Raw genomic sequence first — 22,512 nt, 5'->3', positions numbered from 1 at the left:
ATTGCGTGACGGGCTTTTCCTTGTGGCAGCGGTGGTGCCTTTAGGCTGCGCGGATGTTCAGAAGAAAGCCATCCAGTTCGGATTGAAGCATGGAACTCTGACCTGAGAGCGAGCCGATTGTTGCTCGCAGTTCTTCAGCAGATGCACTGGCACTTGTCGCAGCCAGGCTGACATCGTTGATGTTCATGCTGATATCCTCGCTGCCGGTGGCGACTTCATTGACATTGCGGGCAATTTCGTTGGTGACGGCGGATTGTTCTTCCACGGCGGCGGCAATGGACCCGATCTGATCTTTCATCCTGAGGATGGCTCCGACAACGTCTGTAATTGCCTGTCGGGTTTCCGATGATCCATGTTGGAGGGCCTCAACCTGACTTCGGATGTCATCGGTCGCTTTGGCCGTTTGTGTTGCCAGTTCCTTCACTTCAGCTGCCACTACGGCGAAGCCTTTGCCGGACTCACCGGCGCGTGCCGCCTCGATGGTTGCATTGAGGGCCAGGAGGTTGGTTTGTCCGGCAATGTCATTGATGAGATTGACGACCTCGTCGATCTTGCTTGCGGCTTGCGTGAGATTCTCGACGTTACGGCTGGAGTCGGCTGCCTGGCTGGAGGTCTGGGCGACGACGGACATGGCATCCGTAACCTGCCGGCTGATTTCCTGAATGGAGCTGAACAATTCCTCTGAAGCACCCGCAACCGACTGGATGCCCGTGGCGGACTGATGCGCTGCCGATGCAACAGCATTCGAGCGTTCAGAGGTTTGTGTGGCCGTGGCAGCCATGCTTTGAGCTGTTTCCTCAAGATCACGAATGGCTAAGGCAATGCTGTCGGAAACGGCTTTCACCGTTCCTTCAAGGTTGTCTGCCAGGCGCAGTGTGGCGTCACGTTTTTCCGTTTCGATCCGCTTTTCTTCTTCGATGGCCTCCAGACGCAACCGCTCGATTTCGATCATCGTGGTCTTGAAAGTTTCAAAGGCCTTGGCCAAGGCGCCGATTTCGTCCTTGTTGGTGACGGTGACACTGACGCTTGTGTCTCCCCTGGTGAGGGAAATGAGGGCTGCCGTAACCGCCTTGAGAGGACGTGCTATACGCCAATTGGCAAAGAGAACCGCGAGGGTCGCCCCCAACAGGACAGACACGATGGCGATGATTACCATCCGCCTGATGCCGGTTTGTTCATGTTCGACGGCCAATCGGGCAGCTTCCAAGGTGAATATGTCCAGCGCGCTTTGAAGCTGAACCAGCTCTGAATCCAGGCGGGCTTCTTCTTCCTCGATCAGCTGGGCAAGTCGCGTTGCTTCTTCCATCTCATTGGCATCGATGGCCTTGATGATGGAAAAGATATGCTCCTCAAAAATGGCATATTCCCCTTCAATGACGAGGATTTCGTCCAGGAAGGCACTGAACTTCGAGCGATCATAGTCCGTTTCGGCATGGGCAAGCGCTGCGCGGGTGAGTTGCTCGCTTTCCTTGAGTTCGTCTTCCACCCTCAGCGTCAGCTTTTCGATTTGCTGTTCCAATGAGTGCAGCTGGGCGGCTTCATTTTCGAGATGGATGTTTGCTGTCCGGAGCATCTTCTCCAGTAGAACCTGCTGTTCGAGTTGATGCGAGGTTACTGTGTTGACCGTCTTGGTCAGCGGGATGTTGTTTTCGGTTATGGAAGCAAGCTCATGCCCGATCTTGCTCATTTGGCCCACGCCAATCGCGGCGACGCACACCGTTGCAAGACTTACGAGTGCTACCAGGTACAGGATCTTGGCGGAAACCGAATGCAATGCAATGGAAAGCATAATTTTTTGCCCGAACGGTCTAAGGGTTGAGAGCGTGCAATTGAATGAGACGCCTGCAACCAGAGTGATTTCGAGCGGTTAATAATTCTTTGTGTTTCGACGTTAAATTTTTACAAGTCTATGTTTTTAATGGCTAATGATGTTCGTTTTAGAGTTGTATTTTTTCCTTGTCATAAATGACAGGTGTCTTTGGCTGTCGTGAGTAAGGGTAATTACGTATGTATTTTGCGATGCAGCATAGTGCGGCCGTAGAAGCTTTCGAATTTCTACTTATACGCGTGCTTTCGGTGGTGTCCGGGTGAAGGTGTGAGGTCTCATGCCTTTTGCTCCAAGGAGTACGCATGGCGCATTGACCGAACAGACTGACTTCAAGTTCCAGACGAATAAAACCCGCCGATGATCTCGACGGGTTCTTCTTATAGAGAGCATTTTTGCAGTGCTGCCTGATCGCCGATGCCGGACCATCAGGGACAGCAGACTGCCGGGTAAGGCAGTCTGCTCAAGTTAAATGTCAGGCCTTGCCCCAGCCGCCTGCGGTCGGGGTGATGACTGTCACGGCCTCGCCAGCCTTCAGAATGGTCTGATCGCAGCCATCAAGGACCTCGACCTGCCCATTCAGACGGCGGACTTCTGTGCGGCCCAGTTCGCCGTTTTCGCCGCCGTTCATGCCCTTCGGTTCAATGGTCCGGTGAGAGGCGAGGATGGCGCAATCCATTTCCTCCAGGAACCGCAGCGTCCGGAGTGTGCCGTCACCTGCCGACCATTCACCCTTGCCGCCGGAGCCTTTGCGGATGTGAAAGTCCTCCAAAAGAACCGGGAAACGGAATTCCAGTACTTCCGGATCCGTCAGGCGGGAGTTGGTCATATGCACGTGGACGCCGTCGGTGCCTTTGAACCCGGGTCCTGCTGGTGAGCCTGAGCAGATGGTCTCATAGTACTGATAGGTGTTATTGCCGAAGGTCAGGTTGTTCATCGTGCCCTGGCTGTTCGACATGGCGCCCAGGGCTGCGAACAGTGCATTGGTCACATGCTGGGAGGTCTCTACGTTACCGGCAACGACGGCCGCCGGGTATGATGGGCGCAGCATGCAGTCATCCGGCAAGATGATGTGGATCGGCTTGAGGCAGCCCGCATTCATCGGGATATCGCCATCGACCATCACACGGAAGCAGTAGAGCACAGCCGCGCGGGTGACAGGCTCGGGGGCGTTGAAGTTGTTGAGCTTCACGCCTGACGTGCCGGTGAAATCGACGGTGGCTTCGCGTTTTTCCTTGTCGACGGAGATCTTGACCTTGATCACGGATCCCTGATCGGTGGGATATTCGAACTCACTGTCGGTGAGGGCAGAGATCACCCGGCGGACGCTTTCTTCAGCGTTGTCCTGAACGTGGACCATATAGGCCTGCACCACGTCCAGACTGAAGTGGCCGACCATCTTGCGCAGTTCCTGAATGCCTTTTTCATTCGCGGCAACCTGGGCCAGCAGATCGGCGACATTCTGGTGAGGGTTGCGCGCCGGAAACTTGTGATCGGTCAAGAGATCGATCAGATCCTGTTCGCGGAAACGTCCTTCGTCGACCAGCTTGAAGTTGTCAAAGAGGACGCCTTCCTCATCCACTGTGGTGGCACGCGGGGTCATGGAGCCGGGAGCCGAGCCGCCGACGTCTGCATGGTGTCCACGAGAGGCAGCCCAGAAGAGGATTTCCTTGCCTTCGTCGTCAAACAGCGGCGAGACAACTGTGATGTCCGGCAGGTGGGTGCCGCCGTTATACGGGGCATTGAGCGCGAAAACGTCGCCTGGCTTGATCTGCCCCTCGTTGAGCTTGATCACCGTTTCAACGGAGCGGTCCATGGAGCCGAGGTGAACCGGCATGTGTGGTGCATTGGCGACCAGAGCGCCGGTGGCATCGAATACCGCGCAGGAGAAATCCAGACGCTCTTTGATGTTCACTGAATAAGCGGTGTTCTGAAGGGTCACGCCCATCTGTTCGGCGATTGACATGAAGAGGTTGTTGAACACCTCCAGCATCACCGGATCAGCGTGGGTGCCGATAGCATCGGCGCGCTTCAATGCAACGACACGGTTGAGGATGACGTGATCCTTGGCGTTGATTTCGGCCTGCCAGCCCGGCTCAACAACGATGGTCGCATGCGGCTCGATAATCAGGGCAGGGCCCATCACCTTGGCGCCCGGCTTAAGCAGGTCACGGGTGTAAACCGTGCCGTCGTGCCACTGGCCATCACTGTAGAAGCGGGTCGCCTTGGCAGCTTCGGGTGTGTCGGACGTCAGCGATTGGTCCGGTTCGTCGATGCCCGCACCGCCACCGAAGGTTTCGACTTCTAGTGCTTCCACGACAACAGGCTTTTCCTCATAGGCGAAGCCGAACTGCTTGCGGTGCGCCTCTTCGAAATCCTCGCGCATTTGCGCAACACCGGCGAGTGCGACAGGCAGTGGTGTGTCGGTTCCGTCGTAGCGCAGGTGGGCAATGGCGCGGGTTTCGCGCTTGTCTGAGGTGATCGACTGGCGCTCCAGCTCAGCCTCGGTCTGTGCGGCGAGCGTGTCGCGCAGCGCTTCGAGTTCCGTCAGGAGTTGGTCGTCGAGGCGCTTGACGACGGCCTGCTGGCGGTCCGCACGAATGTCGGCCAGTCCCATGCCATAGGCGGAGAGAATGCCGGAGAACGGATGAACGATCACAGTCTTCATGCCGAGTGTGTCGGCGACAAGACACCCTGTCTGACCACCCGCGCCGCCGAAGCAGGTCAGTGCATAGTCGGTTACGTCATAGCCACGCTGCACGGAAATTTTCTTGATCGCATTGGCCATGTTTTCGACGGCGATCTTGAGGAAGCCGTCTGCTACATCTTCTGCCGACCGGCCGTCACCAATGTCGGAGGCCATTTCTGCAAATCTATCGGTCACCGCCTGTGAATCGAGAGGCTCGTCGCGGTTGGGGCCAAAGATCTTGGGAAAGAACTCTGGTGCCAGTTTGCCGGTCATCAGGTTGGCATCGGTGACGGTGAGCGGGCCGCCGCGGCGGTAGCAGGCAGGCCCCGGGTTGGCGCCGGCGCTATCTGGGCCGACCTGGAAGCGGCCATCCTTGTAGTGCAGGATCGAGCCGCCGCCGGCTGCGACCGTATGGATGCGCATCATCGGCGCACGCATGCGCACACCAGCCACTTCGGTCTCGAAAGCGCGCTCGTAGTCGCCGTCATAGTGGCAGACGTCGGTCGAGGTGCCGCCCATGTCGAAGCCGATGATCTTGTCAAAGCCTGCCATGCGGGAGGTTTCAACCGCCCCGACGACGCCACCGGCTGGCCCGGAGAGAATGGCGTCCTTGCCTTGGAACAGGTCCGCAGCGGTCAGGCCGCCGGACGACTGCATGAACATCAGCGCTGGGCCCTCGCCAAGCTCTTCCTGAACCTGGCTGACGTAGCGACGCAGGATCGGTGACAGATAGGCATCGACGACGGTTGTGTCGCCTCGCCCCACCAGCTTCATGAGAGGAGACGCTTCGTGAGAGATCGAGATCTGCGGGAACCCGACATTGCGAGCGATTTCACCCAGAGACTTTTCATGATCCGGGAACGCATAGGCATGCATCAGGACGATGGCGATGGAGCGGATGCCGGCATCATAGGCGGCCTGCATCTGAACACGGGCATCAGCCTCGTCCAGTGCAGTCTCAAGGGCGCCGTCGGCGCGAACACGCTCTGTGATCTCATAGACCTTTTCGTAGAGCAGTTCCGGCTTGATGATTTCCTTGGCAAAGATGTCCGGGCGCGCTTGATAGCCGATCTCCAACGCATCCCGAAAACCTTTGGTGATGAACAGAGCGGTGCGCTCGCCCTTGCGTTCCAGCAAGGCGTTGGTCGCAACCGTGGTGCCCATTTTTACATTGGCGATCTGGTCCGAGGGGATTGGTGCGCCGGTCTCGATACCCATCAGTTCGCGGATGCCTTGAATGGCCGCGTCGCGGTAGGCTTCCGGGTTCTCTGACAGCACCTTGTGTGGATGCAGGCTGCCATCGGGAGCCCGGCCGACGATATCGGTGAAAGTGCCGCCACGATCGACCCAGAAATCCCACTTGGCTGTCATTTCATCTTCCTTGCTCTGGAGATGCAGGATGGCTGTTTCGCCTCGTTTTGTCCCGCATGTTGTCTTTCAAGTGCCTATCGTTTTCAATTTATCGATAAAATGTCAACGTTAAAGCTTGGATTTATCCGTACAGATTGTTCGCAACGTCATTGCAGACCTCTGACCTCACCCTCTCAATCTGGCGGATTGTTTGATCCGGCAGGGTGTGATGTCACGGAGAGATCGTGCGTGGGTGCGGCTGATGGGGCGAGGTCTTCAAAGCGCAAAAGAGTGATGCCGCCGGCGCCCCAACCAAAGCCCTGCCAACGAAAGGTTTCTGCATAGCCGTCTGGCGCGGCGCTCGTGAGACCCTGCCATTCCGACTTGTTCAGATGGCTGGCAACAAGCCAGATTTTCTGTTGCGGATCTTCGGTTCGGGGAATTTTCAGGCTGTCGAGTGTGCGGATGTCGGTCAAATCTTCTAGGTAATAGCTGAGGGCGAGCGCGCTTTCGTGATTATAGACGTAGAGCGGCTGCAGCCGACCGTCGGAGACCGCGGTCTGACTTTCCCTGAAATAGACAAAGGCCGCCTCACGAAATTGCGGCTTCAGCTTGTCGAGAACGACCTGGTCCAATGGCGCAGCCGCAAGAGACAAGACAACGGCGATGAGTGCCAGCGCTCCGCCTCGTGGGAGCAGGGATCTGGCCCCAAGGCAGGCCAGCAGCAAGAGCCCGGGGAAGGCGGCGATCAGATAACGGTCGAACAGGATCGGCCGGAGCGTGATTGAAAGAGCGTAGCCGATGAGGACTGGGGCGATGGTGAAGCCGACAAGAGGGGGGAGGAGCCATTTGATAGTGGCAGGAGAGGCTGTCGATGGACGCCGCCTGAAAAGTGTAAGCAACAGTCCGATGCCGGCAAGCGCAACCAACAGCCAGAAGATCTGACTGTTGCCGGCAATCTCTCGCGCCATGGTTCGCAACATGTCGGCACTCGGATAGGCGATCCAGAAGCCATCGTACACAACAGTCTCGGCGCGCCCAAATAAGACCAGAGCCCAGGGGGTAAACAGCAGTGCGCTCACCGCCAGGGCGGCAAGCGCCTTGAAAACGGTTTTCCTGGAGAGAGCGCTTGATGAGGCAGGCAGGATTGCAAAGACTGCAAGCCCTGTGGCTGCGCCGGCGAGTCCGAAGGCGGCATATATATGTGTGCAGAGAAACAGCCCGCCTAAAACAGCCGACCTTATAAATCCGGCTGTGTCTGGCCGCTTGAGATAGCGGACAAGCGCCAGCATGACAGCAAGGCCAAGGGCGCAGAAGAGCGCATACATGCGCGCTTCGCCCGAATACCAGACATGAAACGGCGAGATTGCCAGAAGCGCAGCTGCGCACATTCCGGTGGCAGAACCTGCGATTTCCTCTCCCAGTCGATAGAGCAGCCAGATCGCCAACACGCCTGCGAGCAAGGATGGCAGGCGCAGGATCCTCTCACTGTCGCCAAACAGATGAATGAAAAGCCAGAGAATGAGATTGTGAAGTGGCGGGTAATTGTCGGCAGCGACCTTGGCGATCAGCTCTGCCAACGTACCGCGTGACTGCTCCCAGGAGGCCGCTTCATCATACCAGAGGCTCGTCCGGGTCAGCAGTGGCATCCGGATCAGCGTCGCGATCATCAGGACCACGGTCATGATCGTTCGTGGTGTGGCCTGCATCAAGCGGCTGAAGAACGGCTGTCCAGCTGTGGACGTATTGGCAGGTTCTTTACGGCTCATGTCGGCTTGATCCTTGGCGGGCGGACGTTTGGCGCGTAGTTCAGCGCAGGAGAAGCTGTGCGACCTGAATTTCGCTCCAGGTTATTCTGCCGTCGTCATGGCGGGTCAGTGGGGGAAAGTGACCCGGTACGATCGTCCGTCCGCGCCGCAAGACTTCCTGCAAAGAAGCGGCTGCGCGCTGCTTGGGGTCGATTTCCATATCGGGAATGCCGGACAGGGCTTCGCGTGCTGTTTTTACCGCATCGGCGGCCAGAACAACTGCGCCCGCAGAGCTCACAAGCTCCAGCGACATATGGCCCGGCGAATGGCCCGGGGTGGGGAAAGCGGTGACGCCGGGCAGGATTTCCACTTCGCCCTCGATCAGAACAAGCGATGTCTTGCGTAGAATGTCAGCGATATAGGGCGGGGTTGCCGGATCGTCGGGGAAAGGGGCTTGAATGTAGTCCCACTCTTCCTGGCTCAGATAAACCTGTGCGTCGGGAAACAGGTCGATGTTGAGGGCATGATCGAAATGCGCGTGGGACAGGATGACAATGTCGATGTCCGATGGTGCCAGTGATCTTTCTCGAAGCGCTGCGAGTAACAGTCGGCGAGTGGTAAAATGACCGCAGTCAAATAAAGCTCGTTTACCGCCGGCTTCGATCAGGACAATGGTTGAAATGCCGAGAAAGCAACCTTCCATGGCGAGGCTGGATCCAGGCACGAGAATGTCATAGCGGACGGACTCAACAGCTGCATCTTCACTCATTGACATCTCCTTCTGGCTGAATTGTCCCTGCGGGTACGAAGGGCTTGGCGATTCTGACAGGGTTTAGCAGATCTTCAGGGCTTTGCGCATATGAGAAGACGGCAGGTCACAAAGCTTGGGCAAAGGGATGGCAATGGTCAAGGCGGGGCAGGGGGGCGGACAGTCTCTGATGAACGAAAAGAGACAAGAGGGATTTGTTGCCAGGTTTTATCGCAGCGAGATCGCCAAGGCGGTTGCTGCCTTTGTCATCGTGATCTACATGGGTCGCCTCGGCTGGGACATCGCCAATATGTTCATTGGCGACGGCAAGCCGTTCTTTGCGGATTTCATCTCGTTCTGGACGGCTGCCCATAGTGCCGTCGGGGGCGACCCCGTACTGCCCTATCACTACGAGGATTTCTCGGCCCGCCAGAAAGAGCTGATGGTCTGGCATAAGTTTGCGTTTTTCTATCCACCTACCTGGCTTCTCTATATTCTGCCGCTTGGTTTCCTGCCTTACATGGCAGCAGTTTTGGTGTTCGTCATTCTCTCCGTCGGACTGGCTTGCTGGGCCCTCGCAGGCCTTGCGCAGTCGAGTTCCGTCGCTTTCTTTGCACTCCTCTGGCCTGGACTGTCCTTCGGGGTTTTGCACGGTCAGAACGCGATGTTGAACGTCGCTCTGTTCGGGGGATGCATTGCAGCCTTGGAGCGACGTCAGGAGATCCTGGCAGGTGTCTTGATAGGCTTGATGGCCTATAAACCACATCTCGGTGTGCTGGTGCCCGTGGCTTTCCTCGCTGGTGGTTATTGGAAGGCCTTTGCTGCTGCAGCGGCTACCACTGTTGCTGTCGCGCTGTTGAGTGCTTTGGTGTTTGGCCTTGAAACCTGGCAGGCTTTTCTCGATCAGGTTCCCTTTGCCAACACATGGCTGGTGGATGCGATGGTGCCGATGTCAAAGTTTGCGTCATTGTTCGGACTTCTGCGGCAGTTTGATGTACCCCTTGGAGTGGCAAGCGGGCTTCAGGCTTTGGTTTCCATCCTGGTTTTCGTCACGGTTGCCTGGATCTGGCGGGGCGCGCTGCCCGTTGCTATCAAGGGTGCTGTTCTCGTCTCTGCTGCTTGCCTGGCAACGCCGTTCATCCTCGACTACGATCTTGCCTTGTTGGCAATTCCGGTCGTTCTCCTGATGCGGCTTGGGTGGCCCGGAGGCTTCTTGCGGATCGAGGCGGAGATGCTTTTGCTTGCCTTCATCGCGATGTTCTTCACGAGTGGGTGGGGCCTTAGGCTCGACCATTCGGCGGCTTTCTTGCCGAATGTCCTGGTATTCGCAGCGTGCATTCGGCGGGCGATCCAGACGAACTCTGGCATAAAGACCGAACTTCCATCGCCTCAACTCTAGGCGGTATGATGAGATTGCGGGCTGTTTTGATATTTTGTCGATAAATTGTTGATGTTTTTTTCGCTGCGGTCTAGCTTGCTTGCAGTCCTGCCTTTCATCTTTGCGCTGGGCAGGAATCAAGAGGACAAAGTCCCGCTTCCAAGAGGAGAATACTGATGATTTTTTCGCGTCGTTCCGCATTGGCCGGTGCTGGCCTTCTGGCCGCTGCTGCCGTTTCCCTGGGTGGCATGAGTGCAGCTCAGGCTGAAACCAAGTGGGATATGCCGACGCCCTATGGCGAAAGCAATTTCCACACTCAGAACATTCTGGCATTCGCCCAGGACATCGAAGACAAGACTGGCGGCAGCCTGAGCATCCAGGTGCATTCCGCTGGCTCACTGTTCAAGCATCCGGAAATCAAGAATGCCGTACGTAAGGGCCTGGCTCCGATCGGCGAACTGCTGATCTCCCGCCTGTCCAACGAAGACCCGGTTTTCGGCGTTGATTCCGTGCCGTTCCTGGCAAACTCCTACGACAGCGCCTTCAAGCTGTACCAGGCCTCCAAGCCGGCACTTGAAGAGAAGCTGTCCGCTCAGGGCTTGAAGCTGCTTTACACGGTGCCGTGGCCGCCGCAGGGCATCTATTCCAAGAAGGACATCAATACGATTGATGACCTGAAGGGCCTGAAGTTCCGCGCCTACAACGCCTCGACCGAACGCCTCGCCCAGCTGGCCGGCGCCGTGCCGACCCAGGTCGAAGTGGCTGACCTGCCGACCGCGTTCTCCACGGGTCGCGTCGAAGCGATGATCACGTCACCGTCGACGGGTGCCAACTCCAAGGCATGGGATTACCTGGATCATTACTATGATACCCAGGCCTGGCTGCCGAAGAACATGGTGATCGTCAACGCCAGCGCGTTCGATGCCCTGTCTGCAGAAGAACAGGCTGCCGTTCTGGACGCTGCAGCTGAGGCGGAAACGCGCGGTTGGGAAGCTTCCAAGACCGAGACCGATGAGCAGACACAGATTCTGTCCGACAATGGCATTACGGTTGCAGCTCCATCCGAAGCTCTTCTAAGCGCGATGAAGGAAATCGGCGACACGATGACAGCTGAATGGGCTGAAAGCGCCGGCGACGAAGGTGGCGCTATCGTCAAGGCATTCCTCGACTAATTTACGTCGAAGCCTTTCATTCCCGCTTCTGGCCTCGTCGAGGCCAGAAGCATCCGATCGCCATTCCCCTCGCTATTACCGGAGCTGATGCCCATGCGCGCTGGTCTGGATGCCCTATATCGATTGGCACTGGGACTGGCGGCTGCCTGCCTTGTCGCCATCGCAAGCCTGGTTGTGCTGCAGGTCTTTGGCCGCATCATAGATGGGGTTCGAAAGATCCTCGGGTTCGAAATTCTTGGGCTCCTCGTTCCCTCTCTCGCAGAAATCTGCGGGTTCTTTCTGGTTTCCGCCAGCTTTCTGGCTCTCGCAGGCACGCTGCGTCGCGGCGACCACATTCGAGTCAGCCTTCTCCTGCAACATTTGCCAGTCCGTCTTGCCCGGTTTTTTGAAATCTGGTGCCTGGGCGTTGCGTTGTTGCTGTCTGGCTATTTCACCTGGCACTCGGCGCTGCAGGCGCTGGACAGTTATGCCTACAATGAAGTCTCTTTCGGCATGATCCCGATCCCTCTGGTGATCCCGCAGGTGGTGATGACGCTAGGCCTTGCCGTTTTCTCTATCGCCCTTCTGGACGACTTCATACATGCGCTGACTGGTCGTGACCTCAGTTATGATGTCGCCAACGAAGGCGAAGCCTGGGAGGGGGGAGACTGATGGATCTTTCACTCGTCGCTTTCTGTCTCGGCCTGGGCATGCTGGCCGCGCTTGCAACCGGTATCTGGGTTGCTGTGGCTCTCTTCGGTGTGGCCCTCACTGCAATGATGTTGCTGGTGTCGGCTCCGACCGGTCCGGTGCTTGCCACCACCGTGTGGGGGGCATCCAATTCCTGGGATCTGACGGCCCTCCCGATGTTTATCTGGATGGGAGAGATCCTGTTCCGATCGCGCTTGTCTGAGGATATGTTTGCCGGCCTGTCACCGTGGATGCGCAACCTGCCGGGCCGGCTTCTGCATGTGAACATTCTCGGTTGCGGCATCTTTGCGGCTGTCTCTGGGTCCTCTGCTGCAACCACGGCCACCATCGGCAAGATGTCTCTGCCGGAACTGCGCAGTCGCGGCTATGACGAAGTCATGGCTATCGGCACACTGGCCGGTTCGGGCACTCTGGGCCTGCTCATCCCGCCATCGATCATTCTGATCGTCTATGGCTCAGCAACTGAACAATCGATCTCGCGGCTCTTCATGGCCGGTGTGCTTCCCGGGGCAATGCTTTGTGTGCTCTTCATGGGGTATGTGGCCATCTGGGCACTGTTGAACCGTCACAGGATGCCGCCGCCGGAAGCGAAAGTTCCATTCGGCGAACGCATCAGGGCATCACGTCGGCTGGTCCCGGTGATTGCGCTGATTACTGGGGTGATCGGATCGATCTACGCCGGGTTGGCAGCTCCAACCGAAGCGGCAGCACTCGGCGTGCTGCTAGCGCTGATCCTCTCGTTCTTTTCGGGAACCTTGTCGCGAAAGACTTTTGGCGATGCGCTTCTGGGAGCTACCCGCACCTCCTGCATGATCGCGTTTATTCTGGCCGGGGCAGCGTTCTTGACCGTTGCCATGGGGTTCACCGGAATTCCGCGTGAACTTGCAGGCTGGATCGGATCTCTCAACCTGTCGCCGATGCAGCTGCTGGTGGCGCTGACCGTCTTCTTCGTTGTGCTGGGGTGTTTCCTTGACGGGATCTCCGTTGTGGTGCTGACGACCTCGGTGATCCTGCCGATGGTGGAGCAGGCGGGAATGGACCTGATCTGGTTCGGGATCTATCTGGTTCTCGTCGTAGAGATGAGCCAGATCACCCCGCCGGTTGGCTTCAACCTGTTCGTGCTGCAGGGCATGACGGGGCACAACATCTTCAAGGTTGCGAGAATGGCTCTGCCGTTCTTCCTGTTGATGGTGCTTGCCGTCGTTTTGATCGTGGCATTCCCGGGGATCGCCTTGTGGTTGCCAGAAAACATGCTTTCCAATTAAAGGAAGCAGCCGCTCCCGGTTCTGCGCTGGGGGCGGCCATATCTTTAGCCGAGTGGAGAACGACGTGAACGAGCAGACCAGGGATAGCGGCACTGCCCCCGAAACGCCGACCGTCGCGGCACCGTCCATTGGACCGGTGGTCTCATCTGCGCATCTAGCCTCGGGTGCAATGCCAGCCTTGTCGGAAATCGAATTCGGCGTGACGATGATGGTCAACGCTTATCACCGCTGGATGGTGCGCTGCATGGCGGCAACCGGTGCCGAGGGGCTTGGACCGCTCGATATTCTGGCGCTGCATACCGTCAATCACCGGGGGCGTCCAAAAACTCTTGCCGATATATGTCTGGTGCTCAACATCGAGGACACTCACACGGTGACTTATGCGCTGAAAAAGCTCGAGAAGATCGGTCTGATCGCCACGGGCAAGAGGGGCAAGGAAAAGACTGTTGCCATCACTGCGGAGGGCGAAAAGGCTTGTAACGAGTACAAGAATTTGCGCGAAGCCCTCTTGGTCAATCCGATGAAGGCGCTGGGTCTGGACGAGGCTGAGATTTCTCGCCTCGCGGCGACTTTGCGGCTGGTTTCCGGTCACTATGATCAGGCGGCGCGTGCAGCGGCCTCCATGTAACTTTCACCGGCTCTCCGCGCATTGCAACAAATCTGGTGCCGTTTGATGACCGGGTATTGCTCAGTGGCATATCTGGCATTAAACGCTTCGTTATTTCGTGTATTTTCGAAATGAATAGAGTCTGCCAACGGCTCTGTGTCTTCAATGCCGTTGAATGACGTGGAGCCGGCGATGGCAGGTTCCCGAGTTTTTGAAAGCGGTGCTTCAGGAGCAAGATCGTGCCGACCACCATCTACCACAATCCGAAGTGCGGAACGTCCCGCAATACCCTTGCAATGCTGAAAGAAGCTGGCGAGGATCCGCAGGTCATCGAGTATCTGATCACCCCGCCGAGCCGTGATGAGCTTGTCAGCCTGATTGAGCGTATGGGCATCCCGACGCGTGATCTTCTGCGCCAGAAGGGAACACCATACGACGAACTGGGTCTCGGTGAGGATCGTTGGAGCGATGATCAGCTGATCGATTTCATGATGAAGCATCCGATATTGATCAATCGGCCGATCGTCGTCACAGCGATGGGCGTCGCTTTGTGCCGTCCCTCAGAAAAGGTGCTTGAGCTACTGCCTGAAGGTGCGATTGCCAGCTTCACCAAGGAAGATGGTGATGTGGTTGGAGGACCCGGGGCGTGAGTGAGAGTGACTCCAGTGAAGCCACGTTTCCGGCGTTGAACGAAGATTTGCTTCCAGCCATTGATGAGGATCAGCTCTTTGGTGCTGCATCGCTGATACATCCCCCAAGGATCCTGATGCTGTATGGCTCCCTGCGTCAGCGATCCTATAGCCGGCTGTTGACGGAAGAGGCCGCACGCATTCTGCGACGGCTTGGTGCCGAAGTGCGGGTGTTTGATCCCTCCGGCCTGCCGCTGCCGGACGATGCGGAACCAGAGCATCCGAAAGTTCAGGAACTCAGGGATCTCGTTCTCTGGTCAGAAGCACATGTCTGGTGCTCTCCAGAGCGCCATGGTGCAATGACCGGTATCATGAAGGCGCAGATTGACTGGATCCCGCTGAGCATGGGAGCTGTTCGTCCGAGCCAGGGCAAGGTACTGGCGGTGATGCAGGTCTCTGGTGGTTCCCAGTCCTTCAACGCAGTCAATCAGTTGCGGATTTTGGGGCGCTGGATGCGGATGGTGACGATCCCGAACCAGTCTTCTGTGCCCAAAGCCTTTCTCGAGTTCGAAGAGAACGGTCGGATGAAACCTTCAGCGCTGTATGACCGGGTCGTTGATGTCATGGAGGAGCTGATGAAGTTCACGCTGCTGCTGCGCGGCAAGTCCGACTATCTGGTGGATCGTTACTCCGAGCGCAAGGAGAGCGCTGTCGAGCTGTCAAAACGGGTCAACCAACGATCTATTTGAGGCATGTTGCCTTGTGACCAAACGACAAAGGCCGCCTCATTGGGCAGCCTTTTCAATGTGATCTCTGTTGCCCTTCAGGAAGAAGAAGCGGCCTGTAGAGGCGAGGTTGACGGTCCAGGGCCTGCAGCGGAGGGGCCGGACGCCGCGAGACGTTGGCGAGCAAGCTCGACATTTTCCTTGGTCACCGGGGTGATCTCTTCACCCTTGATGATTGGATTGAATTGCCCGTTCACCTGACCAATCACGTCAGCGTCTGAGTGCCCCGAGGCCCGGCTTTCGCTTTCATACAGCAGGTCGGGAGCGGCATTGTTGGGTCCCATCTTTCCGACGTGGACACTCGGTGCATCGCTGACCTGACCTGGACGGCCATAAAGATAGCCTTGCACCAGATCGCAGCCGGCGGCTCTCAGCAGGATGACCTGGTCCATGTTTTCCACGCCCTCGGCGGTGATCTGAACATCGAGCGAGCGACCCAGACCAATGATGGCAGTGACGATGGCATCGGTGCTGGTTTCCTGGCCCAGCGTGCGAATGAAGGTCCGGTCGATCTTGATCTTGTCGAAGGGAAAGCGGCTCAGATAACTCAGGGATGAATAACCTGTGCCGAAGTCATCCATGGCAATGGAGACACCCATTTCGCGGATCTTGTTCAGGGTCTCGACCACGGCATCCGTGTTGGCGATGAGCAAGCTTTCCGTGATCTCGATCTCCAGACGCTCCGGTGCCAGTCCACTTTCAGCGAGAGCTTGGGCGACCTTGCGTTCGGTTTCCTGCGGTTTGAATTGAGCGGCGGAAACATTCACGGCAACCCGGAGGCTCTTGTCTTCCCAGCCGGCGGCTTCATGACAGGCGTTGAAAAGCACCCAATCGCCAATGTCCTCGATCAGTCCGCAGTCTTCGGCGACAGGGATGAACAGTTCGGGCGAAATAGTTCCCTTTGTGGGATGATGCCAGCGGATCAGGGACTCATAACCCTTCAGCTTGTTGTCGCTGAGCGAGTATTGCGGCTGATAAAGGATCTGGAACTGGTTGAGGCGCAAGGCCTTCTCCAGTCCTTCTTCGATTTCCTTGCGCTTCTGGGCATCGGCATCCATGTCGGATGTGTACCAGGCAAAAGTGGACCGACCGCTGTGCTTGGCACGGTAGAGCGCCAGATCGGCGCAGTGCAGAACACGCGACGATCTCCAGCTACCGTCGCTGGCTCGAGCGATCCCGATCGACAGGGAGATCTTGATCTCCTTGCCGTCGATGTTGCAAGGGGCGACCGTGGCACGGTTCATGTCTGCGGCCAGTTTTGTCAGTCGCCCTACATCGGAAACCGATTTGATCATGACAGCAAATTCGTCACCGGACAGACGGGCCACGAGGTGGTCGCCAAACACAGAGCGTAATCTCTCAGCAATCACCTGAAGGAAGATATCGCCGGTGCCGTGGCCGTGGGTGTCATTGATTTCCTTGAATTTATCGACGTCGATCAACATGATTCCCATGTTGGTCGCCTTGGCGTGGACCAGCCTCAGGGCTTCGGTTAGCTGTGCGTTGAAGACGGCTCGGTTCGGCAGCCCGGTCAGGGCGTCATGATGCGCCATGTATTCCATGTGCTGGTTGGTCTTGACCTGATCGCGAAAGCGAACCCAGAGAAGAAATCCGGCAAAGAGGAAAGAGGCCAGGCAGAGGATGGCAACAATTGCGGTGCCAACTGTCGTCGTGAGTGTGTTGGCGGCGATGCGAGGGCTATGGTCAGCCAGAACGACGAGCGCGCCATTGATCTTTCCGCTGTGGAAGAGTGGCACCAAAACATAGGAGCGTTCACTGAAGACACCACGCCAATCGAGTGCCAGACGGGTCACCGGACCCGACGCTTTGGCCAGTTGGGCGATGGTGTGTTCAAGCGAGCCGGCGGGAAGTGCAGAGCTGGCCGTCAATTTGGCAAGAGGAGAGGCCGCCGGGAATTCCAGATCACTGATCCCGGCGGGGACAATGTCCATAATCTGCGATGGTTCAAGCAATTTTGATAAGGCAGCGCGCAGGCGACGAAGGGCTGCATCCTGCTCGGCTTTGGTCTCGGTGGGCACAGAACTGGTGGTTTCGCTGGGTGCGGCAGAGAGGCGCATACCACTGATTTCAGACTTTTTCCCACGTGCCTCGATGACGATTTTCAAGTCGCTACCCAGTCGCTGCTGCGAGAGGGCCTCGGGGAAGTTCGCTAGAGTTTCCTGAAGGTTATCCTTCAGGATCCAATAACTCATCAGTCGGTTGGAAGCATAGATTCCAAGCGCCAGCAGCATGACGAACGCAGCAGTAAATAAAAATATAAAAGTGTTTTTATTGACGGATACCGTCTTCATCCGAGCTAATCTCTAACCAGTGTCAATTGGGATCACTCTAGCGTGCAGAGGTTTAGCCAAGGTGAATATGTACGTTTAAATAGCTAGTTTTCGCAGGGGAATTTTTGCTGGTTAAATCTCGGCGAGCGACGGTAATATATGCACTGCGGAACGTGGAGTCCGCACAGGGCTTTGCAAGTCGGGGCCCTGCGGATAAAACGTTGTCTCGTTCGCCTGATTCAACGGCGGCGGTCTGGCCCTGGCGGGGAGCAGTTCCCTTGCTATCAGCCCGTATTCATGTGTCCGATCAGGAGTTTCCCCTTGAGCGTTTGGAGCAGTTTGGCAAGCATCGTCTCGGCCATCGGCTCCGGCGGTGCCCAGATTGTCGATCGTCTGGTTCAGCTTGTTCTGGCGAAACCTGAAGGCGCGAATACGGTCGGCTTTACGGTTGCGATGATCGCTCTCTCGGCGAAAATGGCAAAGGCTGACGGCATTGTCACAAATGACGAGGTTTTGGCTTTCGGCGAATTGTTCGAAGTTCCAGAGGGGGAAGGCCGCAATGTGGTGCGCCTTTTCAACCTGGCCAAGGAAGACGTCGCGGGCTTTGAAATCTATGCCAAAAAGTTGGCCGATCTGTTCCCTTATGACCGGATCACCCTGATCGATATTCTCGACGGGCTCTTTCATATTGCGAAAGCGGATGGCGTCCTGCACGAAGCTGAACTTGAATATCTGGCGCGGGTGGCTGAAATCTTCGGCCTTGATGCAAGGGAGTTCGACCATATTCTGGCACGACATGCCCGCCGTGATGGCGATCCCTACAAGGTGCTGGGTGCTGACCCTTCGTTGGACAATGAAGCGTTGAAGCGCCACTACCGCCAGGCCGTGCGCCAAACCCATCCTGACCAGCTGATGGCCCGTGGTGTACCGCAGGAGTTCGTGCGTATCGCCAATGACCGGTTGGCTGCTCTGAATGTTGCCTGGGATCAGATCCGGGCGGAAAGACAATTATGAGTATTTCGACTGATACGAGCGTCAAGGCGCGGGTTCATCCTTCGCCTAATCACGGTGCACGGCCGGATGGGGCGACCATCGCTATGCTCATCCTGCATTACACTGGAATGCCAAGCGCCGAGGCGGCCTTGCAAAGACTTTGCGATCCGTCGACGGAAGTGTCTGCGCATTATTTCGTCCATGAGGATGGACAGATCCTCCAATGTGTTCCCGAAAGCCGTCGCGCCTGGCACGCTGGCAAGTCGACCTGGAAGGGGGAAGAGGATATCAACTCCCGTTCGATTGGAATCGAGATCGTTAATCCCGGTCACGAATGGGGGTATCGGCCTTTTCCCGAGCAGCAAATCGCAGCTGTCAGCGATCTGGCGCTGGATATCTGTGCGCGTCACGGCATTGCGGCGTGGAACGTGCTGGCTCATTCCGATATTGCGCCGGACCGGAAAGAAGACCCGGGTGAGCTGTTTCCATGGGAGGCGCTGGCCCGTGCGGGTGTTGGTCATCATGTAGATCCAGCGCCCATCGGTGGCAATCTTTTCATGCAGGAAGGTGACGCGGGACAGCCGGTTGAGGCTGTTCAGTCGATGCTCGTGCTCTATGGATATGGTGTGGACGTCAGTGGTGAATTTGATGCCACCACGCGCCATGCGGTTACAGCATTTCAGCGCCATTTCCGGCCTGAAAAGGTAGACGGGATAGTTGATCAGTCGACCGTTGAAACGCTGCACCGTCTTCTGGCAGCTTTGCCTGGCTTTTAAGGTCATCTGCAAATCGTCTTCTGGTCCCGAGTTTTTCTTGGAACCAAATCGCGGCCGCAGCGTTTCTAACAGTGGCAATGCAGATGCGATTTTGCTTGAGCGAGATTTCTGGGAAGTGGTTTCCGGTGCCTGGCTAGTTTGTGCTCTGCAATATGGGTGGTCATAAAGCCGTCAAGCTGCGTCACAGAATGCGCTTGATTCTGCCTCTTTTTTGCCTGAATTACCGAAAAATACCGATATATTTACTATAATCGAGACGATTTTAACGAAATTCTTGAAATATTTCGTGATCAAAACGGGCTGATTTTCGTCTCATAAGCCCGTCACTTCTCCTGCCCCAGAAACGAATTCCTCACGTCACAAAAACAACAAGGGGCTCGGCTCGATGTTGCAGTCTAGCAAGAAACTCGCTCAGGCACTTTGCCTGGGTCTGGCCACGTTTGGCTTCGCTTCCACCGCAGTGGCAGCTTCCTCCGGTTCGCAGTTGGTACGTCCAGAACCTATTTCGTTAAAGAACTCTGGCACGCAGCAGGTGGTTCCATCCTACCAGAATAACCCGGGTGCTCCTGTTCGTGTGGTTAATGCTGGGAAGGCTGCTCGCTCCGAAGATGGCAAAACCGGCGGCACTGCAAAGACTGCTGAAAAGAAAACCAAAAAGTCCAAGCGTGTCGTATCGCGCTCAAAGGCTTTTGTTAAAAAACGCGCTGACTATTCTGCACTGATCCGTAAGGTTGCCAAGAAGCATGGCGTACCGCTTGGAATCGCCCAAGCCGTTGTTCAGGTTGAAAGCAATTTCAATCCGCGGGCGCGCGGCAGTGCAGGTGAAGTTGGTCTGATGCAGATCAAGCCGACCACCGCTCGTGGTCTTGGCTACCGAGGATCAACGAAGTCTCTCTACGATCCGGAAACCAACCTGGAGTGGGGTATGCGTTATCTGGCAGGCGCTCATCAGCGCTCCGGCGGCGACGTCTGCGGTACGATTTTGCGCTACAACGCGGGTCATTATGCCAAGCGCATGAACCCGGTCAGCGCGCGCTATTGCAAGAAGGTCAAGACCATTCTGGCTCACAGCTAAGCGATTATGGTCTTTCTGATGGTCCTAAAAAGCCCCGTGCTCTCCTGAGCGCAGGGCTTTTTTTATGACTCCGCTGGGTGAGGACTCTGCAGAAATTACCCCCCGCTGGTCTGCTGTTCATTCCAGATCGCCGGGACCTGTCAGGCGAATTTCTTGCGGGCGGCCTGAAGGCTGGCAGGAGCCGGCGTCGTCTCGGCGGTGTGCGGATCGGCGACAGGTTGGCCAAGTGCCGAGGTGACGGGCACTACACCGGCCCAGATTGGCAAATCAAGATCTTCTGCATCATCGCCGGGAGGACCGGTGCGTACCTTGGTGCTGACATGGTCCATAGAGAGCTTCAAGACGCCGGTGGCTTTCAGTTCTTTTGCCAGCATGGGGCGGCTTTCGTCCCAGCGGCCCGGAAGCATGTGATCGGTGATTGCGGCCAGTGCTTTTTCCTTCTCCTCCAGGTCTTCGACCAGCCGGGCGGTGCCATGGACTATGGCGCAGCGGAAATTCATCGAGAGGCTGAAAGCGGCCCGGGCAACAACCAGCCCGTCCAGAAGTGTGACGGTAAGGCTGGCAGGTACGCCCTTTGCCTGCGCCTTGACGAGCCGCGTGGTGGAGGCGCCGTGGACATAAAGCGTGTTGCCGACCCGGGCGTAAACCATCGGGATCACCATCGGATGGTCGTCATCAATGAAGCCCATATGACCGAGAAGACCCTGATCGAGGATCTGGTTGGCAATGTTGCGGTCGTAGTCGCCGCGTTTCATCTGACGGATCTTGGCGTAAGCCGGTCTGTCTTGGCTGTCTGGAATAGTTTGGCTGGCTGAAGGGGGAACTGTCTGGTCCATCGTGTGCCTTGTCGGGCTGGCTTGTTTCAAGCTGGGGAGGGAGGGGCACATACGTGCGGCGTTGCTCTACCTCGACTATGTGGATATAACCGGCCTTGGAAAAGGTCCGGAATTTATAAAATGAGCATACCAGTTTTGCCGGAAGGGCTTGTGCGCCTGGATCGGTCCATTGCGCTGCCCCTAAGTCAACAGATCTACCGGTCGCTGCGGGAAGCTGTGCGGGGCGGAAAATTGCTGCCCGGCCGTAAATTGCCATCATCGCGCCAACTGGCCGAGGGGTTGGGTGTTGCCCGCAGTACGGTCAACGCGGCTTTGGAGCTGTTGCAGGCGGAACAAATCATCGTCGTGCGCCCAGGGGCTGCGACGGTGATTGCCCGAGAGGAGCAACCTGAAGGGGCGCCTTCAGCGCTGAAGATTGGTGCTGGAGAAGGTTTGCGTCATGGATTGTCCTCACGTGGGCGCCTGCAAGCACAAAACCTTCGTGGTGAGGCTTGGCCCACTCGGCATGGTGCCCTTCAGCCTGGGGCACCGGCGCTGGATGTGTTCCCACATGATCTCTGGGCCAGATCGCTTCGCCGCGCGGCACGGCGTGCGCCCGGTCCGGAGTTGCTTTATCAAGCCCCGACCGGTCATCCGGAGTTGCGGCGGGTGTTGGCGGAATATCTTGCAGTGGAGCGCGGTGTAAAGGCAACGAGCGACCAGATCATCGTTACTTGCGGCATGCAGGCGGCCCTGTCGGCCCTGTCGCAGGCGATGGCAGACCCGGGGGACCTGGCTCTTCTGGAAGATCCTGGATATTTGGGCGCAAGGACTGCCTTTCATGGCGCCGGACTGCGGATCGCAGGCCTGCCGGTCGATGGGCAGGGGGCTGACGTCCGTGCGCTAACTGAACGCCCGGAGGCGCCAAAGCTGATTTATGTGACGCCCTCGCATCATTACCCTTTGGGAACCCGTATGCCGCTGCGTCGGCGGTTGGCGCTGTTGGAGGCGGTGCGGACACAGGGCGGGGTCATCCTGGAGGATGATTACGACAGCGAGTTTCTGTTTGAGGGTCGGCCAGTGGCGGCTTTGCAGGGATTGGCACGCGCTGGAGAGGTCATTTACCTTGGCACCTTTTCCAAGAGCTTCTTGCCTGGACTGCGATTGTCCTATTGCGTTGTGCCGGAGGCGTTGGCCGAGGATTTGCGCGCAGTTTTCAGGCACACGGGAAAACTCGCCAATGTCCATGCTCAGATCGCATTGGCGGATTTCATCGAAAGCGGCGAATATCGAGCGCATCTGAAGCGTATCCGTCTGGTTTACCAGGAGCGTGGCGGGAAGTTGGTGGAAGCCTTGAAAGCCCGGCTGGGCAATCGGATCAATGTCGAGAAGCCGACAGGGAATGTGCAGGTGACGCTGAGCTTTTCACAGACGGCGGATGACCTGAAGGTCGCCTCAGGCCTGCAGGAGCATGGATATGCGGTATCGCCACTCAGTCCCTGCTATGTCGACAGGCCTGCCATTTCTGGCCTGATCGTCGGATTTGCTGCGGCAACAGACCAGCAGATTGAGGGCTTTGTGGACGCGCTTTCCACGCGGCTCGCTGCTGGGCACGGGTGAGGGCAGCGGGCTCCATTGTTGTGCCGCGTGCAGGTCTGCGACCGAGATTGCTTGAC

The 22,512-nt window shown here is 57.2% G+C and carries 17 protein-coding genes; 11 read left to right on the top strand and 6 right to left on the bottom strand.

Going from position 1 to position 22,512, the window contains the following annotated elements; all coding sequences use genetic code 11:
- Positions 1–40: 40 nt before the first annotated feature.
- The 4 genes from J0X15_RS00695 to J0X15_RS00680 form a co-directional block, all read right to left on the bottom strand.
- Positions 41–1,789, bottom strand: coding sequence for a methyl-accepting chemotaxis protein (locus tag J0X15_RS00695; protein WP_209014979.1), 1,749 nt, complete (start codon positions 1,787–1,789; stop codon positions 41–43).
- A gap of 511 nt (positions 1,790–2,300) precedes the next feature.
- Positions 2,301–5,885, bottom strand: a complete 3,585-nt coding sequence (locus J0X15_RS00690) for a hydantoinase B/oxoprolinase family protein (protein WP_206937339.1) — start codon at positions 5,883–5,885, stop codon at positions 2,301–2,303.
- 173 nt (positions 5,886–6,058) lie between these two features.
- Positions 6,059–7,633 (bottom strand): glycosyltransferase family 39 protein, encoded by a 1,575-nt coding sequence (locus tag J0X15_RS00685; protein ID WP_206937337.1) that lies wholly within the window; start codon positions 7,631–7,633, stop codon positions 6,059–6,061.
- 40 nt (positions 7,634–7,673) lie between these two features.
- Positions 7,674–8,381 carry an MBL fold metallo-hydrolase gene (locus tag J0X15_RS00680; protein WP_206937334.1) on the bottom strand — a complete coding sequence of 236 codons (708 nt, stop codon included), beginning with the start codon at positions 8,379–8,381 and terminating at the stop codon, positions 7,674–7,676.
- Positions 8,382–8,550: 169 nt separating this feature from the next.
- Between J0X15_RS00680 and J0X15_RS00675 the strand changes: the two genes are divergently transcribed.
- The 7 genes from J0X15_RS00675 to arsH all read left to right on the top strand — a co-directional run bounded on the left by J0X15_RS00675 (position 8,551) and on the right by arsH (position 14,850).
- Complete coding sequence (locus tag J0X15_RS00675; RefSeq protein WP_206937332.1) at positions 8,551–9,759, top strand: glycosyltransferase family 87 protein; 1,209 nt, start codon at positions 8,551–8,553, stop codon at positions 9,757–9,759.
- A gap of 155 nt (positions 9,760–9,914) precedes the next feature.
- On the top strand, positions 9,915–10,910 hold the full coding sequence (locus tag J0X15_RS00670) for a TRAP transporter substrate-binding protein (protein ID WP_206937329.1): 996 nt from the start codon (positions 9,915–9,917) through the stop codon (positions 10,908–10,910).
- A 93-nt stretch (positions 10,911–11,003) separates the two neighbouring features.
- Positions 11,004–11,561 carry a TRAP transporter small permease gene (locus J0X15_RS00665; protein WP_206937326.1) on the top strand — a complete coding sequence of 186 codons (558 nt, stop codon included), beginning with the start codon at positions 11,004–11,006 and terminating at the stop codon, positions 11,559–11,561.
- Positions 11,561–12,865 carry a TRAP transporter large permease gene (locus J0X15_RS00660; RefSeq protein WP_206937324.1) on the top strand — a complete coding sequence of 435 codons (1,305 nt, stop codon included), beginning with the start codon at positions 11,561–11,563 and terminating at the stop codon, positions 12,863–12,865. The genes J0X15_RS00665 and J0X15_RS00660 overlap by 1 nt, the downstream gene beginning before the upstream one ends.
- A gap of 169 nt (positions 12,866–13,034) precedes the next feature.
- Positions 13,035–13,493, top strand: a complete 459-nt coding sequence (locus J0X15_RS00655; RefSeq protein WP_206938251.1) for a winged helix DNA-binding protein — start codon at positions 13,035–13,037, stop codon at positions 13,491–13,493.
- Positions 13,494–13,711: 218 nt separating this feature from the next.
- Positions 13,712–14,122 carry an arsenate reductase (glutaredoxin) gene (arsC, locus tag J0X15_RS00650; protein ID WP_331461854.1) on the top strand — a complete coding sequence of 137 codons (411 nt, stop codon included), beginning with the start codon at positions 13,712–13,714 and terminating at the stop codon, positions 14,120–14,122.
- Between the two features lie 35 nt (positions 14,123–14,157).
- A complete protein-coding gene (gene arsH, locus J0X15_RS00645; protein ID WP_206938249.1) occupies positions 14,158–14,850 on the top strand; it encodes an arsenical resistance protein ArsH in 693 nt (230 codons plus the stop codon).
- A gap of 74 nt (positions 14,851–14,924) precedes the next feature.
- On the opposite strand, the gene J0X15_RS00640 is transcribed toward arsH, so the two are convergent.
- Positions 14,925–17,138 (bottom strand): putative bifunctional diguanylate cyclase/phosphodiesterase, encoded by a 2,214-nt coding sequence (locus J0X15_RS00640; protein WP_206937322.1) that lies wholly within the window; start codon positions 17,136–17,138, stop codon positions 14,925–14,927.
- Positions 17,139–17,498: 360 nt separating this feature from the next.
- On the opposite strand from J0X15_RS00640, the gene J0X15_RS00635 reads away from it, so the two are divergent.
- The 3 genes from J0X15_RS00635 (at position 17,499) to J0X15_RS00625 (ending at position 20,021) form a co-directional block, all read left to right on the top strand.
- Positions 17,499–18,191: a J domain-containing protein gene (locus J0X15_RS00635; RefSeq protein ID WP_206937319.1), complete on the top strand. Its 693-nt coding sequence runs from the start codon at positions 17,499–17,501 to the stop codon at positions 18,189–18,191.
- Positions 18,188–18,946, top strand: a complete 759-nt coding sequence (locus tag J0X15_RS00630) for an N-acetylmuramoyl-L-alanine amidase (RefSeq protein ID WP_206937316.1) — start codon at positions 18,188–18,190, stop codon at positions 18,944–18,946. The genes J0X15_RS00635 and J0X15_RS00630 overlap by 4 nt, the downstream gene beginning before the upstream one ends.
- A gap of 460 nt (positions 18,947–19,406) precedes the next feature.
- Complete coding sequence (locus J0X15_RS00625; protein WP_408015314.1) at positions 19,407–20,021, top strand: lytic transglycosylase domain-containing protein; 615 nt, start codon at positions 19,407–19,409, stop codon at positions 20,019–20,021.
- A 140-nt stretch (positions 20,022–20,161) separates the two neighbouring features.
- Here the strand turns inward: J0X15_RS00625 and J0X15_RS00620 are convergent, their stop codons facing one another.
- Entirely contained in the window at positions 20,162–20,776 is a 615-nt protein-coding gene (locus J0X15_RS00620; RefSeq protein ID WP_231710227.1) for a pyridoxamine 5'-phosphate oxidase family protein, read from the bottom strand.
- A gap of 201 nt (positions 20,777–20,977) precedes the next feature.
- Here J0X15_RS00620 and pdxR point away from each other — a divergent pair, with 201 nt between their 5' ends.
- Positions 20,978–22,456, top strand: coding sequence for a MocR-like pyridoxine biosynthesis transcription factor PdxR (pdxR, locus tag J0X15_RS00615; RefSeq protein ID WP_206937311.1), 1,479 nt, complete (start codon positions 20,978–20,980; stop codon positions 22,454–22,456).
- The last annotated feature ends 56 nt before the right edge of the window (positions 22,457–22,512 follow it).

This window comes from Roseibium limicola, from assembly GCF_017313085.1.
GTDB classification, from domain to species: Bacteria; Pseudomonadota; Alphaproteobacteria; order Rhizobiales; family Stappiaceae; genus Roseibium; species Roseibium limicola.
This window is presented reverse-complemented; position numbering and strand designations above follow the sequence as displayed.

What these genes read in the sequence shown, in the direction of transcription:
- J0X15_RS00695 (WP_209014979.1), bottom strand. Translation starts at nt 1,789, where the DNA reads ATGCTTTCCATTGCATTGCATTCGGTTTCCGCCAAGATCCTGTACCTG.
- J0X15_RS00690 (WP_206937339.1), bottom strand. Translation starts at nt 5,885, where the DNA reads ATGACAGCCAAGTGGGATTTCTGGGTCGATCGTGGCGGCACTTTCACC.
- J0X15_RS00685 (WP_206937337.1), bottom strand. Translation starts at nt 7,633, where the DNA reads ATGAGCCGTAAAGAACCTGCCAATACGTCCACAGCTGGACAGCCGTTC.
- J0X15_RS00680 (WP_206937334.1), bottom strand. Translation starts at nt 8,381, where the DNA reads ATGAGTGAAGATGCAGCTGTTGAGTCCGTCCGCTATGACATTCTCGTG.
- J0X15_RS00675 (WP_206937332.1), top strand. Translation starts at nt 8,551, where the DNA reads ATGAACGAAAAGAGACAAGAGGGATTTGTTGCCAGGTTTTATCGCAGC.
- J0X15_RS00670 (WP_206937329.1), top strand. Translation starts at nt 9,915, where the DNA reads ATGATTTTTTCGCGTCGTTCCGCATTGGCCGGTGCTGGCCTTCTGGCC.
- J0X15_RS00665 (WP_206937326.1), top strand. Translation starts at nt 11,004, where the DNA reads ATGCGCGCTGGTCTGGATGCCCTATATCGATTGGCACTGGGACTGGCG.
- J0X15_RS00660 (WP_206937324.1), top strand. Translation starts at nt 11,561, where the DNA reads ATGGATCTTTCACTCGTCGCTTTCTGTCTCGGCCTGGGCATGCTGGCC.
- J0X15_RS00655 (WP_206938251.1), top strand. Translation starts at nt 13,035, where the DNA reads ATGCCAGCCTTGTCGGAAATCGAATTCGGCGTGACGATGATGGTCAAC.
- J0X15_RS00640 (WP_206937322.1), bottom strand. Translation starts at nt 17,138, where the DNA reads ATGCTGCTGGCGCTTGGAATCTATGCTTCCAACCGACTGATGAGTTAT.
- J0X15_RS00630 (WP_206937316.1), top strand. Translation starts at nt 18,188, where the DNA reads ATGAGTATTTCGACTGATACGAGCGTCAAGGCGCGGGTTCATCCTTCG.
- J0X15_RS00620 (WP_231710227.1), bottom strand. Translation starts at nt 20,776, where the DNA reads ATGAAACGCGGCGACTACGACCGCAACATTGCCAACCAGATCCTCGAT.
- pdxR (WP_206937311.1), top strand. Translation starts at nt 20,978, where the DNA reads ATGAGCATACCAGTTTTGCCGGAAGGGCTTGTGCGCCTGGATCGGTCC.